The following is a 12,731-nucleotide window of genomic DNA, read 5'->3' as shown; positions in this document are numbered from 1 at the left end:
GGGCGCATCGCCCCTCCCCGCCCTCGTCGTATCGCGGCCCTGGTCCTAACGCGGCCTTGGTTCTACCGCGGCCTGATCCCACCACGGCCCCGGTGTCACCGGCCCCCCTGCCACAGGCGCTGGAAGAAGTCCGCGTACAGGTCCGCCACGTCCTGGTTCGCCACCCGCAGCAGGTTGTCGTCGGCGTGCTTCATCGCGTTGCCCTGGAGGTTGTGCGTCCCGGTCCACACCACCGCGCGGTGGGTGGCCCCGAAGTACGCCTCCGCGACGATGAACTTGTTGCGGTGCGCGTCGTGCACCCGCACGTTCGACCCCCCGAGCTTGTCCTCGATCCACCCCGGGCTGCTCGTCTCCGCGTCGAGGACCACGACCCGCACCTGGCAGCCCAGGCCCTGGATCCGGTCGAGCTGCGCGCGCACCTCGGGCCGGTTCGACTGGAAGTTCGCGTGCCCCACCAGGACCCGGTCGCCCGCACCGCACTTCGTGATCTCGCCGAGCTGCTCGGCCACCGGGTCGGGCCCGCGCGGGAACACCCACGCGCGGCCGAGGTCGCTCGTGGTCGCCTTGTCCTTGTCGGTCCACCCGTTCCAGCTCCCGGCGTAGAGGCGGCTCCAGAACCCCGTGTAGAAGTCGTACAGGCCCCGGTCGCCGTGGACGCCGAGCATGTTGTTCGCCTGCGTGGTGTGCGAGCGCACGAAGCTCAGGCTCGTCACCAGCACCGTCGGCACGCCGTCCTTCTCGATGAGGAAGAACCGGTTGTGGTCGGGTCCCTGCCGGGTCCCGTTCGCGTTCGGCAGGCACCCGCCCTTGCACTGCTTCACCGGGATCCCGGCGGCCTTGAACTTGTCGATGACCGGATCGTTGGCCGAGGGGCTGGAGTTGAGCTGCCCCACGACGGCCCGCACGTCGGCGCCGCGCTTCTTGGCGTCCACCATCGCCTGCGCCAGCGGCCCCACCGGCTTGTTCAGCGACCACTGGTACACGGCCGCCCGCACCGTGTCGCCCTTCCCCGTCGCGTCGATCTGCCGCACGAGCTCGTCGACGATCGCGTCGTCCTGGGCCCTGCCCCCGGGATCGGTGCGGCACACGGTGTACGCGCCCGTCCGCGTGCACCCGAGCGACGCCGCCGACGCGGGCGCCGGGACGGCCACGAGGGCCAGGAGAAAGGCGCCGGCCGCCGCCAGCGCCAGGAGTTTGCGGTTCATGCCAGGACCCCCATCGGTCGTACCTGGACATGAAGATGTCACGTCTTACGTGACGAGGGGAGTCTTCTGTCGGCTATAGGACGTTCGGCGAGGTAGGGCGGTCACGACCGTGTAATTTCCACGAGGGCGAAATAGCGCTGTTGTCAGGCGGATTCCTGGAAACGTCGGTCGGATAGCCGACGGTCTCTCGACAATTGAAGGAGCAACCCGGAACTCGTCGTCAGGAGATAGCCATGAGCTCGTACGCGGCAAGTGAGATTCCAGAGGAGTTCCGCCACACGCTCACCGAGCAGGCGGTCCAGGAGCCCGAGCACGCCGAACCCCGGGGCCTCGCCGAGGAGCAGCCCCGGCAGCCCGAACTCGCGGGCAACGCCTGGCTGCTGCTGGGCATCCTGCTGCTGGTCGCCGTCGGCGTCCTCATGCTGCTCATCTTCGCGTCCGGCGGCAACGCCGACTCGTCGATGATGCTCTAGCGGCAGTCCTCACTGCGGTCGCGTCCGGATGGCCGCCGCCTTCCGGCAGTGAGAAGATCGTCCACGTGGAAACCTGGCGTGGAATAGACGCGACTCCCGAGGGCTGGCCCGCATCCGTCGTGGCCATCGGCGTGTTCGACGGCGTGCACCGCGGCCACGCCGCGCTCGTCCGCACGGCCGCCAAGGCCGCCGCCGAGCGCGAGGCCCGCTGCGTCGTCGTCACCTTCGACCCGCACCCGACGGCCGTGGTCGCACCGCACGCGGTCCCAGCCCGGCTCGCCTCCCTCGACCGCCGCATCGAACTGCTCGGCGCGCTCGGCGTCGACGCGGTGTGCGTGCTGCCGTTCACCGAGGAGCTCTCGAAGCTGAGCCCGGAGTACTTCGTGCGGCACGTCCTCGTGGGCGGCCTCCACGCGAAGGCGGTCGTCGTGGGGGAGAACTGGCGCTTCGGGCACAAGGCGGCCGGGAACGTCCAGACGCTCACCGAACTCGGCGCCGAGTACGGCTTCGAGGTGCTGCCGCAGACGCTGACGGCGGACGCCGAGGCGTACTCCTCGACCCGCGTCCGGCGGCTCGTCGCCGAGGGCGACGTGGCCGCGGCCGCCGAGGTCCTCGGCCGCGACTTCGGGGTCGAGGGCACCGTCGTGCACGGCGCCGGCCGCGGCGGCACGGCCCTGGGCTTCCCGACCGCGAACCTCGACATCGCCGAGGGCACCGCGATCCCCGCCGACGGCGTCTACGCCGGCTGGTTCTACCGCGACTCGGTGCGCCACCCGGCCGCGATCAGCGTCGGCACGAACCCGACCTTCGAGGGCGACGCGCGCACCGTCGAGGCGTACCTCCTCGACTTCGCCGGGGACCTCTACGGCGAGCACGTGCGCCTCGACTTCACCGCGCGCCTGCGCGGCCAGGTCGCCTTCGACGGCCTGGAGCCGCTCATCGCCCAGATCGAGACGGACGTCGCAGAGACCCGCCGGGCCTTGGAGCTGGAGTAACACTCCTGCTAGCCTGGTCAGGTTGCATTCCCGACCAGTCTGCTCGACACCGCGGACTGGCCGTCATCGAAATGAAAGGGTGTTCGACTATGGCGCTCGACGCTGTCAAGAAGGCCGAGATCATCAAGGAGTACGCCACCAACGAGGGCGACTCCGGCTCGACCGACGTGCAGGTGGCGATCCTGACCCACCGCATCAAGGAGCTGACCGCCCACGTCCAGACGCACAAGCACGACCACCACTCGCGTCGTGGCCTGCTGCTGCTGGTCGGCAAGCGCCGCCGCCTCCTCAAGTACCTGAAGAAGGAAGACATCGCGCGCTACCGCGGCCTCATCGAGCGCCTCGGCATCCGCGACAACGCCTAGCAGCGACTTGCAGGAGGGAGCGCCCCGTTTCGGGGCGCTCCCTTCGCCGTACCCGGGCCGCCCCGCGCGACCCGCAGCGACGCCTCACTTTCGCTTCGCGGCTGCCGCCGCGCCCGCCGGGTAACGTAAGGTGGGCAGGGGGCGACGAGCCCCATCGCAGCGCCTCGCGCGAGGCGCGGCGCGGCCCGCCTGAGACCGCACCGGTCCTCGGTAGTGGCATCCGGAACGTCCCGCAGGGACCCGACTCCGAGTGCTTCGATCGAAGACCGGAAAGCGTGGCGGGAGACGCGCTTCCGAACTACACAGTGCTTCGGCACGACAAGGAGATCGACACTCTATGTCCGATAACGACCGGACACCCGAGGCGTTCAACCTCGGGGATCACCACGCCACCGCCGTCATCGACAACGGCGCGTACGGCACCCGCAAGATCGTCTTCAGCACCGGCCGCCTCGCCAAGCTCGCCCAGGGCTCCGCGATCGTCCAGATGGACGACACCGTGGTCCTCTCGACCACCTCGGCCTCGAAGAACCCGAAGGACCACTTCGACTTCTTCCCGCTGACGGTCGACATCGAGGAGCGGATGTACGCCGCGGGCCGCATCCCCGGCTCGTTCTTCCGCCGCGAGGGCCGCCCCTCGGAGAACGCCATCCTCATCTGCCGCCTCATCGACCGCGGCCTGCGCCCGTCCTTCGTGTCGGGCCTGCGCAACGAGGTCCAGGTCATCGGCACGATCCTGGCCGTCGACGCCAAGGACGAGTACGACGTGGTCGCCATGAACGGCGCCTCCATGTCGACCCAGCTCGCCGGGCTCCCGTTCTCGGGCCCGCTCGGCTCCACCCGCGTGGTCCTCATCGACGGCACCTGGGTCGCGTTCCCGACCCTGGAGCAGATCGAGAAGGCCACCTTCGACATGGTCGTCACCGGCCGGGTCCTCGACTCGGGCGACGTCGCGATCATGATGGTCGAGGCCGAGGCCACCGACAACACCCTCAGCCTCATCGCCTCGGGCGGCACCAAGCCGACCGAGGAGGTCGTCGCCGAGGGCCTCGAGGCCGTCAAGCCGGTCATCGCCGAGCTGGTGCGCGCCCAGGCCGAACTGGCCGCCGTCGCCGCCAAGCCGACCGCCGACTACCCGCGCTTCCTCGACTACCAGGACGACGCGTACGCCGCCGTCGAGGCCGCGGTCTCCGCGGAGCTCGACCAGGCGCTCCAGATCGCGGACAAGACCGACCGCCAGGACGAGCTCGACCGCGTCAAGAGCGTCATGCTGGAGAAGCTCGGCGCCGACTTCGAGGGCCGCGAGGGCGAGCTGTCCGCCGCCCTGCGCTCGCTCACCAAGAAGCTGGTCCGCAAGCGCGTCATCAACGAGGGCGTCCGCATCGACGGCCGCCTCCCCGCGTACATCCGCCCGCTGGGCGCGGAGGCCGGCATCCTGCCGCGCGTCCACGGCTCGGCCCTGTTCGAGCGCGGCGAGACCCAGATCATGGGCGTCACCACGCTGAACATGCTGCGCATGGAGCAGGCCATCGACACGCTGTCGCCGGTCAGCAAGAAGCGCTACATGCACAACTACAACTTCCCGCCGTACTCGACCGGTGAGACCGGCCGCGTGGGCTCGCCCAAGCGCCGCGAGATCGGCCACGGCGCGCTCGCCGAGCGGGCGCTCGTGCCGGTGCTGCCGAGCCGCGAGGAGTTCCCGTACGCGATCCGCCAGGTCTCCGAGGCGCTGGCGTCGAACGGCTCGACCTCGATGGGCTCGGTCTGCGCGTCCACGATGTCGCTGATGAACGCGGGCGTCCCGATCAAGGCGCCCGTCGCGGGCATCGCGATGGGCCTCATCTCCGAGGAGACCGACGAGGGCACCAAGTACGTGACCCTCACTGACATCCTCGGCGCCGAGGACGCGTACGGCGACATGGACTTCAAGGTCGCCGGCACGCCCGAGTTCGTGACGGCCCTCCAGCTCGACACGAAGCTCGACGGCCTGCCGTCGGACGTGCTGGCGCAGGCGCTCCAGCAGGCCAACGACGCCCGCCACGCGATCCTCGACGTCATGCTCGACGCGATCAGCGAGCCCGGCGAGCTGGCCGCGTCCGCCCCGCGGATCACGACCCTGAAGATCCCGGTCGACAAGATCGGCGCGATCATCGGCCCGAAGGGCCAGACGATCAACCAGATCCAGGACGACACCGGCGCGGACATCACCGTCGAGGACGACGGCACGATCTACGTGTCGGCGGAGAACGGCGAGGCCGCGCAGGCCGCGGTCGAGACGATCAACGCCATCGCGAACCCGACCCTCCCGAACGTGGGGGACCGGTTCCTGGGCACGGTCGTCAAGACCACCGACTTCGGCGCGTTCATCTCGCTGGTGCCGGGCCGCGACGGCCTGCTGCACATCTCGAAGGTCGGCGACGGCAAGCGCGTCGAGCGGGTCGAGGACGTCCTGGGCGTCGGCGACAAGATCGAGGTCGAGATCGGCGACATCGACAACCGCGGGAAGATCTACCTCGACAAGGTCTACCCGGAGGGCCAGGAGCCCGAGGGCTACAAGAAGGGCCGCCCGGCCGAGCGCAAGGAGTCCCGCGGCGAGCGGGGCGACCGCGGCGACCGCGGGCCCCGTCGCGACCGCGAGCGCTCCGGCGAGCGCGGTGGCGAGCGCTCCTCGTCCGGTGGCGGCGAGCGCCGCGACCGCGGCGAGCGCTCCGAGGGCGGGGACCGCGACGGCGAGCGCCGCCGCCGCCGCACCCGCCGCACCGAGGACGCCGGAGGCTCGGAAGAGTAGATGAGTCGTCCCCAGACTCGAACGCTCATCGACGACCCGCTGGGCGGCACGGTCCGAGTGACCGTGCTGCCCGGCGGTTTGCGTGTGCTGACAGAGACCGTCCCCACCATGCGCTCGGCCTCGGTCGGCGTGTGGGTCGGGGTGGGGGCCCGCGACGAGGCCCCCGAACTCGCCGGCGTCTCGCACTTCCTGGAGCACCTGCTGTTCAAGGGCACCGCGAAGCGCACCGCCACGGAGATCGCCGAGGTGATCGAGTCCGTCGGCGGCGAGTCGAACGCGTACACCGCGCGGGAGCTGACCTGCTTCTACGCGCGGGTGCTCGACGACGACCTGCCGATGGCGGTCGACGTGCTCGGCGACGCCATGTGCTCCTCGCTGGTGACCCCCGCCGACGTGGAGGTCGAGCGCGACGTGATCCTCGAGGAGATCGCCGCGTCGGCCGACGAGCCGTCCGACGTCGTCCACGAGCTGTTCTCGCAGGCGCTGTTCGGCACCGGCCCGCTCGGGCGCGACATCGCCGGCGACCCCAAGACCGTGCGCGCGCTGACCCGCGCGCAGATCAACGAGTTCTACCGCCACCACTACCAGGCCCCGAACCTGACGGTGTGCGCCGCGGGCGGCGTCGACCACGGGGAGACCGTGAAGCTGGTGCAGGAGGCGTTCGCGCCGCTGCTCGGCGGACCGGACGTCCCGCGCCGGCGCCGCCACGACGACGCCGTGCTGGCCGAGCCGCGGCGGCTCCTGGTCGAGCACCACGACACCGAGCAGGCGCACCTGGTGGTCGGCTGCCGGCTGTTCTCGCGGCACGACCCCCGCAAGGACGCCTTCGAGGTGCTCAACAACGTGCTCGGCGGCGGGATGTCCTCGCGGCTGTTCCAGTCCGTGCGCGAGAAGCGCGGCCTGGCGTACACGGTGTACTCGTTCACCTCGTACTTCGCCGATACCGGGATGTTCGGCGTCTACGCCGGATCGAACCCGGACAAGGTCCACCAGGTGCGCGAGCTCGTGAACGCGGAGCTGGAGCGGATCGCCTCGGAGGGGATCACCGACGAGGAGCTGGTGCGCGGCAAGGGCATGAGCCGCGGCGGCATGGTGCTGTCGATGGAGGACTCCGGTTCGCGCATGAACGCGCTGGGCCGGGCCGAGCTGCTGTACGGCGAGCACCTGAGCCTGGAGCGGGAGCTCGCGGACATCGAGGCGGTCACGTCGGAGCAGATCCGGTCGGTGGCCGCGGAGGTCCTGTCGCAGCCGATGACGACCGCGGCCGTGGGGCCGTTCGACGAGAAGGACTTCCGATGATCAAGGTGGGGGTGCTCGGCGCCCGGGGCCGCATGGGCCGGGCCGCGTGCGAGGCGGTCGACGCCGCCGCGGACCTGGAGCTGACGGCGACCGTGGGCCGCGACGAGCGCCTCGACAAGGTCGCCGGGTGCGACGTGGTCGTGGACTTCACGCTGCCGGGCGTCGTCATGGACAACCTGGCCTGGTGCACCGACCGCGGCATCCACACCGTGGTCGGCGTGTCCGGGTTCGACGCGAAGCGCCTGGACGCGGCCCGCGACATCCTCGCCGCCGACCCCGAGGTCGGTTCGGTCATCGCGCCGAACTTCGGGATCGGCGCGGTGCTGATGATGCAGTTCGCGGCCAAGGCCGCCAAGCACTTCGACTCCGCGGAGATCATCGAGGCGCACCACCCGCGCAAGGTGGACGCGCCTTCGGGCACGGCGGTGCACACGGCGCGGCTCATCGCCGCGGCGCGCGCGGAGGCCGGGCTCGACGGGATGCCGGACGCGACGGAGTCCGACCCGCAGGGCGCGCGCGGCGCGGACGTGGACGGCGTCCACATCCACGCGGTCCGCTCGGCGGGGTACGTGGCGAGCCAGGAGGTCCGCTTCGGCGGTTCCGGCGAGCGCTTCGTCATCTCGCACGACTCGCTCGACCGGGAGTCGTTCATGCCGGGCGTGCTGCTGGCGATCCGCGAGGTCGTCAAGCGGCCCGGCCTGACCGTGGGCCTGGACGACCTGCTCGACTGAGTGCTTTCAACTGCTGAGTTCTTAACTGCCGAGTGTTTTCAACTGCTGCCGAAAGGTGCCCGCCGGATCCGGCGGGCGCCTTTCGCGTTCGGTCTATCCGGCGGTGGTCCCGGGGTCGGAGACCGCCGCGTCCTCGTCGTCCTGGGCCTCGGGACTGGTGCTCGGGGTCGGCTCGGCGCCGCCCTGGCCGGTGTCGCCGGTGGCGGGCTCGCTCGGGGTCGTGGCCTCCCCGCTGGGGGAGGTCGACTCGCTCGGCTCGGCGTCGCCGGTCGGCGCGTCGGTGCTGGGGGTGTCGCTCGGGGCCTCCGAGGCCGACTCGCTCGGCTCGGTCGTGGCGCTCTCGCTCGGGTCGACCGTCTCGGTCTGCGTCTCGCTGACGCCGCCCCGCGGGTCGTCGCCGATGAAGCGGCCGGGGTCGCCGGTGAAGACGCCCAGGAGGAACAGGGTGCCGATGGTGAGGCCGAAGACCAGGACACTGGAGACGAGGATCGCGATGAGGGTCCGCTTCCGCGACCGGGTGCGGATGACGTGGCCCTTCCCGTCCTCGTCTTCAGGGGCGCCGGGGTCGGGGACCTCGATGGGGACGGTCGCGTCCTGCGTCGAGTGCAGCTCGCTCGCCTCGGGGACCTTCGCGGTCGCGGTGGCGCCCTCGGGCCCGAGCTCCACGGTGGCGGCGGTCGCCTTACCGCGCGCGGTCGGGGCCATCGCCGCGATCTGCGTCTTGATCCGCTCGCCGGTGGAGCGCATCGCGCGCAGGATGAGGACGGCGCCGATCGAGGAGCAGATGCTGAGCACCGCGGTGCCCGCGACCGTGCCCCAGATGTTGAGCAGTTTCGCCAGGAGCGCGCCGACGACGGTGGCGCCCGCGGCGGCCAGGACCTGGCCGATGCTCAGTTCCAGACCGGGCTCTTTGTCCTTGCGTCCCTTGCTCTCCGAGCGGTATTGCGTCAACGGCCCTCCCCCTGGGCGTTACCGGTCCGTGATCCGGACGGACTCACCAGGATACGGGCCGTGCACGGAGCGACTACGGTTTGTGCCCGATCTAACGGGGTCAGCGCATCGCCCCGGTGGAGTAGCGGCGCAGCGCCCACCACTGCCACAGCCACAGCAGCAGCCCGACGACGAGCACCGTGGCGATGCCCGCGACGACGAACGCCCAGCCGTTGTGCTCGGTCGCGGTGGCCCGCATCTCGTAGTCCTCGCCGGGCGCCATCCGCCAGGTGACGGTGCGCCCGTCGAGCTCCCCGTTGTGGTCGGTGACCGTGGCGGGGAAGTTCACGCTGATGAGGATCTCGGCGTCCTCGAACGACTCCGGGTCGATGAACCCGGCCGCGCGCAGGTCCCAGTAGCCTTCGAGCGCGTACTCGCGGCCGTCGTGGGTCAGGCGCAGGTAGCCCCACTCGTCGCCGCCGAACTCGGCGAACTCCGCGAGCGGGCGGTCGGTGAACGTGGCGGTCTGGCCCTGGAAGCCGTCCTGCTCGTAGGGGGTGCGCTCGGTGCCGGGCACGCCGTCGAGCAGCGCGTCGAGGAACGCGTCGAGCTCGGCCCGTTCCAGGCCCTCGTCCTGCGCCTCCTCCAGGAAGTCCCGGCTCCAGGCGGCGGTGAACTCCCCGCCGACCGTGTCGTCGGGGCGGACCTCCAGCCCCAGGTCGAGGCGCACGCACCCGGAGGCCGCCACCAGCAGTCCGACCGCGGCCGCCGCCCCGAGCACCCGGCGCGCATGTACACCCAGCATGACCCGAGCCTAAGCCCGCGAATCGGACGAATCAGCGCTTTCGCGCACGTGCGGCCGCGAATTGTCGGACCCCCGTGTCAGGGTGTTGACCCGGGGGCCCTGGGAACGGGAGTCCTCGGCTCCGCCCCTGCCCGCGAACCGGCGGCACCGCCGCCGGCCCCGACCCGGTCCGCTTCGCACCGCCGCGGCCCTGCCGTCTCGCCCGTGCCCGCTAGTCTGGTCGGTGAGGAGGGCTTGTGTGCGCAGTCGATGAGGCGACCCTGGAGTCGCGGCCGGACCCCGAGGCCCCGCGCCGGCGCGGGAACCCCGTGAAGCGCTGGGTGACCGGAGCCGTCGTCCACCCCTGGTTCGCGCCGCTCGCGATCCTCTCCTGCGTCGCCGCCGCCACCGCCGGCGTGGTCGCCATGAACCCCACGGACGACACCGGCCCCTCGACCTGCCTCTTCAAGCTCGCCACGGGCTTCGACTGCCCCGGCTGCGGCGGCACCCGCGCCCTCTACTACGTGGCGACCCTCAACCTGCCCGAGGCCGCGCGCCACCACATCATGGCCGTCTTCGCCACCCCGTTCATCGTCTGGATGTATCTCGCCTGGGCCCTCCCGCGCCTGTTCCCCAAGCGCACCTGGAGGCTCCCGACCTTCCACCTCACCCCGGGCCTGCTCACGGTCTTCCTCTCCGCCTGGGCCGCGTTCACGGTCCTGCGGAACCTCCCCTGGGCGCCGTTCACCTTCTTCTACGTGTGACCCTTCTACGGGTAGACGCGAAGCGGCCCGACAGCGCAGACGCGAAGCGGCCCGGCCGTCTCGCGACGACCGGGCCCGCTCGTGGGTGTTGAATCGAAGTCTTAAGCGAACGCGCTGGCGCGGTGCAGGTAGATGTCTCCCGACACCGAGCGCGCCCGCACCTCCAGGCTCGTGCCGTCGCTCGACGGCGCCGGCGAGGTGTCGCCGGTGGCCAGCTCGGAGGTCACCGAGCCCGCCTTCGCGTCCAGGTCCACCCAGATGTCGGTGCCGGGGACCACGCCGAGGCTGATGCGCCCCGAGACCGTGTTCGCCTTGACCGAACCGGAGCGCAGCGCGCTGAGCTCGATCCCGCCCGACAGGGTGTTCACGTTCGCGTTCGAGTCCAGCCGCTCGGCCGTGATCGAGCCCGCCACCGTCTTCGCGGAGAAGTCCCCGCCGACGTGGTCGGCCTTGACCTGACCCGACGCGGTGTTCGCACGGAAGTCCTCGGACGCGTCGATGACGCTGATCGAACCCGACACGGTGTTCGCCCGCACGCTCGTCGCGCTCTCCACGGTCGCCGACCCGGCGACCGTGTTGATCGAGACGGGCCCCAGCTTGCCGTGGAGGCTGATCGGCGCCGAGGTCGTCTTGACCGACACCTCGGAGCGGACCGGCACCCGCACCGAGAGGTGCACGCCGATCTCCTTGCGGAAGAACCAGTTCTGCGGCTTGTCCGGGGCGACCACCCGCAGGTGGCCGTTCTCGAACGACACGCTCGCGAGGTCGGCCGCGTCGGAGTCGTTCTCGGCCCGGCGCTGCGCCGGCTTGATCTCCACCAGGACCGTGTCCAGTTCGTGGGCGGTGACGGTGACCGAGCCGTCGGCGAGCGTGATCGCCGCCGTGACCGGCCCGTCGTGGGTGAATTCGGTGTACTCGTTCATCCTTGGTGCTCCTAAGCCCGGGCGTAGCCGGTGATGCGCTGGCTGTACTTCGCGCCGGCGGGCTGCCCCGAGGTGCGCGAGGCGTGGACCGCGGTGTTGATCGCGCGCACCAGCCAGGCGTTGACGGAGGCGCCGTCCTTGGAGGCGACGCGTTCGACGTCCTCCTTGAGTGACTCCGGCAGGCGCAGCGTGATGCGGGCGACGTCGTCGTCCACGGGCGGGGCCGGCGGCGGCGCGGCCTCGGCGGTCTCGCCGCCGGTGACGCGCAGGTCGACCTCCTTGCCGCGCACCCGCAGATCGACCGACGCCGGGGACCCGGCCTGGTCGAGCCCGGCGGTGATCTCGGCGGCGGCCTCGGAGAGGGCCTCCATGAGCGCCAGGCGCGCACCCGCGTCGAGCGCTTCCGACAGCAGTTCCGCGGTCCGCGCGGCGTCCTCCCCGCCCGGCGCGGCGGCGGCGGTGAGGCTCCGGCGGAGCGATTCGATATACGGCGTCAAGTCCATGACACCATGATGACATCATTTCTGACGTCTGTCAAGCGGCGCGCTGGAGCCGGGGTGCGGCGGGGCGCCCCGCGCGTCCCACAGAGAACACGCGATCCACTCGCGTAGCCGGGCGCGTGCAGGGACACACCCACCCGCCGAGTACCCTCAGGGAGTCGAGAACCAGCACTAATAGCCACCAAGGGGGACCGGGGATGCCCGAGATCGTACCGATGGACGTCCGACTCGTCGCCTGGACGCACTTCGAGGCGCCGGACGACGTCCCCTGGGACACCGACGCCGACGGCGGCCAGGCACTCGCCGAGTTCGCGGGCCGCGCCTGCTACCAGTCGTGGACCAAGCCCAACCCCAGGACCGCCACCAACGCCGGGTACCTCGACCACATCCTCCAGGTCGGCCACCTCTCCGTCCTCGAGCACGGCACCGTCAGCTTCTACTTCAGCGGCATCTCCCGCTCCCTCACCCACGAGCTGATCCGCCACCGCCACTTCTCGTACTCCCAGCTGTCGCAGCGCTACGTCCCCGAGCGCGACGCGCACATGGTCGAGCCCGAAGTGATCGCCTCCGACCCCGAGCTCCACGAGCGCTTCCTCGCCGCGGCCGACGCCGCCCAGAGCGCCTACGACGACCTCCTCGAAGGACTCGAGAAGAAGTTCGCCGACGTCGCCAACCCGACCCTGCGCCGAAAGCAGGCGCGCCAAGCGGCGCGATCGGTACTCCCCAACGCCACCGAGACCCGCATCGTCGTGACCGGCAACTACCGCGCCTGGCGGCACTTCGTCGCCATGCGCGCCTCCGAGCACGCCGACGTCGAGATCCGGGCGCTGGCCGTCGAATGCCTCAAGCAGCTCAAGGACAAGGCCCCGAACGTCTTCGCCGACTTCCAGATCACGAAGCTCGACGACGGCACCGAGGTCGCCTCCAGCCCTTACGTCACCGAGGGGTAGAGCCGCCGGGCGCACCGCCCGCGG

13 protein-coding genes are annotated in these 12,731 nt (G+C 71.1%); 8 read left to right on the top strand and 5 right to left on the bottom strand.

Features of this window, described 5'->3' with window-relative positions:
* Window positions 1–95: 95 nt before the first annotated feature.
* A complete protein-coding gene (locus tag BLS99_RS04790; RefSeq protein WP_091044326.1) occupies window positions 96–1,205 on the bottom strand; it encodes a phospholipase D-like domain-containing protein in 1,110 nt (369 codons plus the stop codon).
* A 233-nt stretch (window positions 1,206–1,438) separates the two neighbouring features.
* Here BLS99_RS04790 and BLS99_RS04785 point away from each other — a divergent pair, with 233 nt between their 5' ends.
* The 6 genes from BLS99_RS04785 (at window position 1,439) to dapB (ending at window position 7,856) form a co-directional block, all read left to right on the top strand.
* On the top strand, window positions 1,439–1,678 hold the full coding sequence (locus BLS99_RS04785) for a hypothetical protein (RefSeq protein ID WP_091044322.1): 240 nt from the start codon (window positions 1,439–1,441) through the stop codon (window positions 1,676–1,678).
* A gap of 65 nt (window positions 1,679–1,743) precedes the next feature.
* Window positions 1,744–2,673 carry a bifunctional riboflavin kinase/FAD synthetase gene (locus BLS99_RS04780; RefSeq protein ID WP_091044319.1) on the top strand — a complete coding sequence of 310 codons (930 nt, stop codon included), beginning with the start codon at window positions 1,744–1,746 and terminating at the stop codon, window positions 2,671–2,673.
* An 89-nt stretch (window positions 2,674–2,762) separates the two neighbouring features.
* The gene (gene rpsO, locus BLS99_RS04775) at window positions 2,763–3,038 is read left to right on the top strand and encodes a 30S ribosomal protein S15 (RefSeq protein WP_091044317.1); all 276 of its coding nucleotides are present in this window, start codon (window positions 2,763–2,765) and stop codon (window positions 3,036–3,038) included.
* A gap of 337 nt (window positions 3,039–3,375) precedes the next feature.
* Window positions 3,376–5,826: a polyribonucleotide nucleotidyltransferase gene (locus BLS99_RS04770; RefSeq protein ID WP_091044314.1), complete on the top strand. Its 2,451-nt coding sequence runs from the start codon at window positions 3,376–3,378 to the stop codon at window positions 5,824–5,826.
* Window positions 5,827–7,125 carry a M16 family metallopeptidase gene (locus tag BLS99_RS04765; protein WP_091044312.1) on the top strand — a complete coding sequence of 433 codons (1,299 nt, stop codon included), beginning with the start codon at window positions 5,827–5,829 and terminating at the stop codon, window positions 7,123–7,125. It abuts the gene before it with no gap.
* Complete coding sequence (gene dapB, locus BLS99_RS04760) at window positions 7,122–7,856, top strand: 4-hydroxy-tetrahydrodipicolinate reductase (RefSeq protein ID WP_091044309.1); 735 nt, start codon at window positions 7,122–7,124, stop codon at window positions 7,854–7,856. The genes BLS99_RS04765 and dapB overlap by 4 nt, the downstream gene beginning before the upstream one ends.
* Window positions 7,857–7,949: 93 nt before the next feature.
* Here the strand turns inward: dapB and BLS99_RS04755 are convergent, their stop codons facing one another.
* Together BLS99_RS04755 and BLS99_RS04750 are read right to left on the bottom strand one after the other, a co-directional pair.
* Window positions 7,950–8,807 carry a hypothetical protein gene (locus BLS99_RS04755; protein ID WP_091044306.1) on the bottom strand — a complete coding sequence of 286 codons (858 nt, stop codon included), beginning with the start codon at window positions 8,805–8,807 and terminating at the stop codon, window positions 7,950–7,952.
* Between the two features lie 100 nt (window positions 8,808–8,907).
* Window positions 8,908–9,591, bottom strand: a complete 684-nt coding sequence (locus BLS99_RS04750) for an LppM family (lipo)protein (protein WP_143034689.1) — start codon at window positions 9,589–9,591, stop codon at window positions 8,908–8,910.
* A gap of 236 nt (window positions 9,592–9,827) precedes the next feature.
* On the opposite strand from BLS99_RS04750, the gene BLS99_RS04745 reads away from it, so the two are divergent.
* Window positions 9,828–10,334: a DUF2752 domain-containing protein gene (locus BLS99_RS04745; RefSeq protein ID WP_218126246.1), complete on the top strand. Its 507-nt coding sequence runs from the start codon at window positions 9,828–9,830 to the stop codon at window positions 10,332–10,334.
* A gap of 101 nt (window positions 10,335–10,435) precedes the next feature.
* Here BLS99_RS04745 and BLS99_RS04740 read toward each other — a convergent pair whose 3' ends face one another.
* Both BLS99_RS04740 and BLS99_RS04735 read right to left on the bottom strand, forming a co-directional pair.
* A complete protein-coding gene (locus BLS99_RS04740) occupies window positions 10,436–11,257 on the bottom strand; it encodes a DUF4097 family beta strand repeat-containing protein (protein ID WP_091044299.1) in 822 nt (273 codons plus the stop codon).
* An 11-nt stretch (window positions 11,258–11,268) separates the two neighbouring features.
* The gene (locus BLS99_RS04735) at window positions 11,269–11,760 is read right to left on the bottom strand and encodes a hypothetical protein (protein WP_091044294.1); all 492 of its coding nucleotides are present in this window, start codon (window positions 11,758–11,760) and stop codon (window positions 11,269–11,271) included.
* A 194-nt stretch (window positions 11,761–11,954) separates the two neighbouring features.
* Between BLS99_RS04735 and thyX the strand changes: the two genes are divergently transcribed.
* Entirely contained in the window at window positions 11,955–12,707 is a 753-nt protein-coding gene (gene thyX / locus BLS99_RS04730; protein WP_091044291.1) for an FAD-dependent thymidylate synthase, read from the top strand.
* Window positions 12,708–12,731 lie beyond the last annotated feature (24 nt).

The sequence above is a fragment of the Glycomyces sambucus genome (genome assembly GCF_900102815.1).
In the GTDB taxonomy this organism is placed as follows: domain Bacteria; phylum Actinomycetota; class Actinomycetes; order Mycobacteriales; family Micromonosporaceae; genus Glycomyces; species Glycomyces sambucus.
The sequence above is the reverse complement of the archived record's forward strand: the minus strand, read 5'-3'. Positions and strand labels throughout refer to the sequence as shown.

Excerpts from the sequence above, each read along its gene's own strand:
- BLS99_RS04790 (WP_091044326.1), bottom strand. The coding sequence starts at position 1,205 with ATGAACCGCAAACTCCTGGCGCTGGCGGCGGCCGGCGCCTTTCTCCTG.
- BLS99_RS04785 (WP_091044322.1), top strand. The coding sequence starts at position 1,439 with ATGAGCTCGTACGCGGCAAGTGAGATTCCAGAGGAGTTCCGCCACACG.
- rpsO (WP_091044317.1), top strand. The coding sequence starts at position 2,763 with ATGGCGCTCGACGCTGTCAAGAAGGCCGAGATCATCAAGGAGTACGCC.
- BLS99_RS04770 (WP_091044314.1), top strand. The coding sequence starts at position 3,376 with ATGTCCGATAACGACCGGACACCCGAGGCGTTCAACCTCGGGGATCAC.
- BLS99_RS04765 (WP_091044312.1), top strand. The coding sequence starts at position 5,827 with ATGAGTCGTCCCCAGACTCGAACGCTCATCGACGACCCGCTGGGCGGC.
- dapB (WP_091044309.1), top strand. The coding sequence starts at position 7,122 with ATGATCAAGGTGGGGGTGCTCGGCGCCCGGGGCCGCATGGGCCGGGCC.
- BLS99_RS04750 (WP_143034689.1), bottom strand. The coding sequence starts at position 9,591 with ATGCTGGGTGTACATGCGCGCCGGGTGCTCGGGGCGGCGGCCGCGGTC.
- BLS99_RS04740 (WP_091044299.1), bottom strand. The coding sequence starts at position 11,257 with ATGAACGAGTACACCGAATTCACCCACGACGGGCCGGTCACGGCGGCG.
- BLS99_RS04735 (WP_091044294.1), bottom strand. The coding sequence starts at position 11,760 with ATGGACTTGACGCCGTATATCGAATCGCTCCGCCGGAGCCTCACCGCC.
- thyX (WP_091044291.1), top strand. The coding sequence starts at position 11,955 with ATGCCCGAGATCGTACCGATGGACGTCCGACTCGTCGCCTGGACGCAC.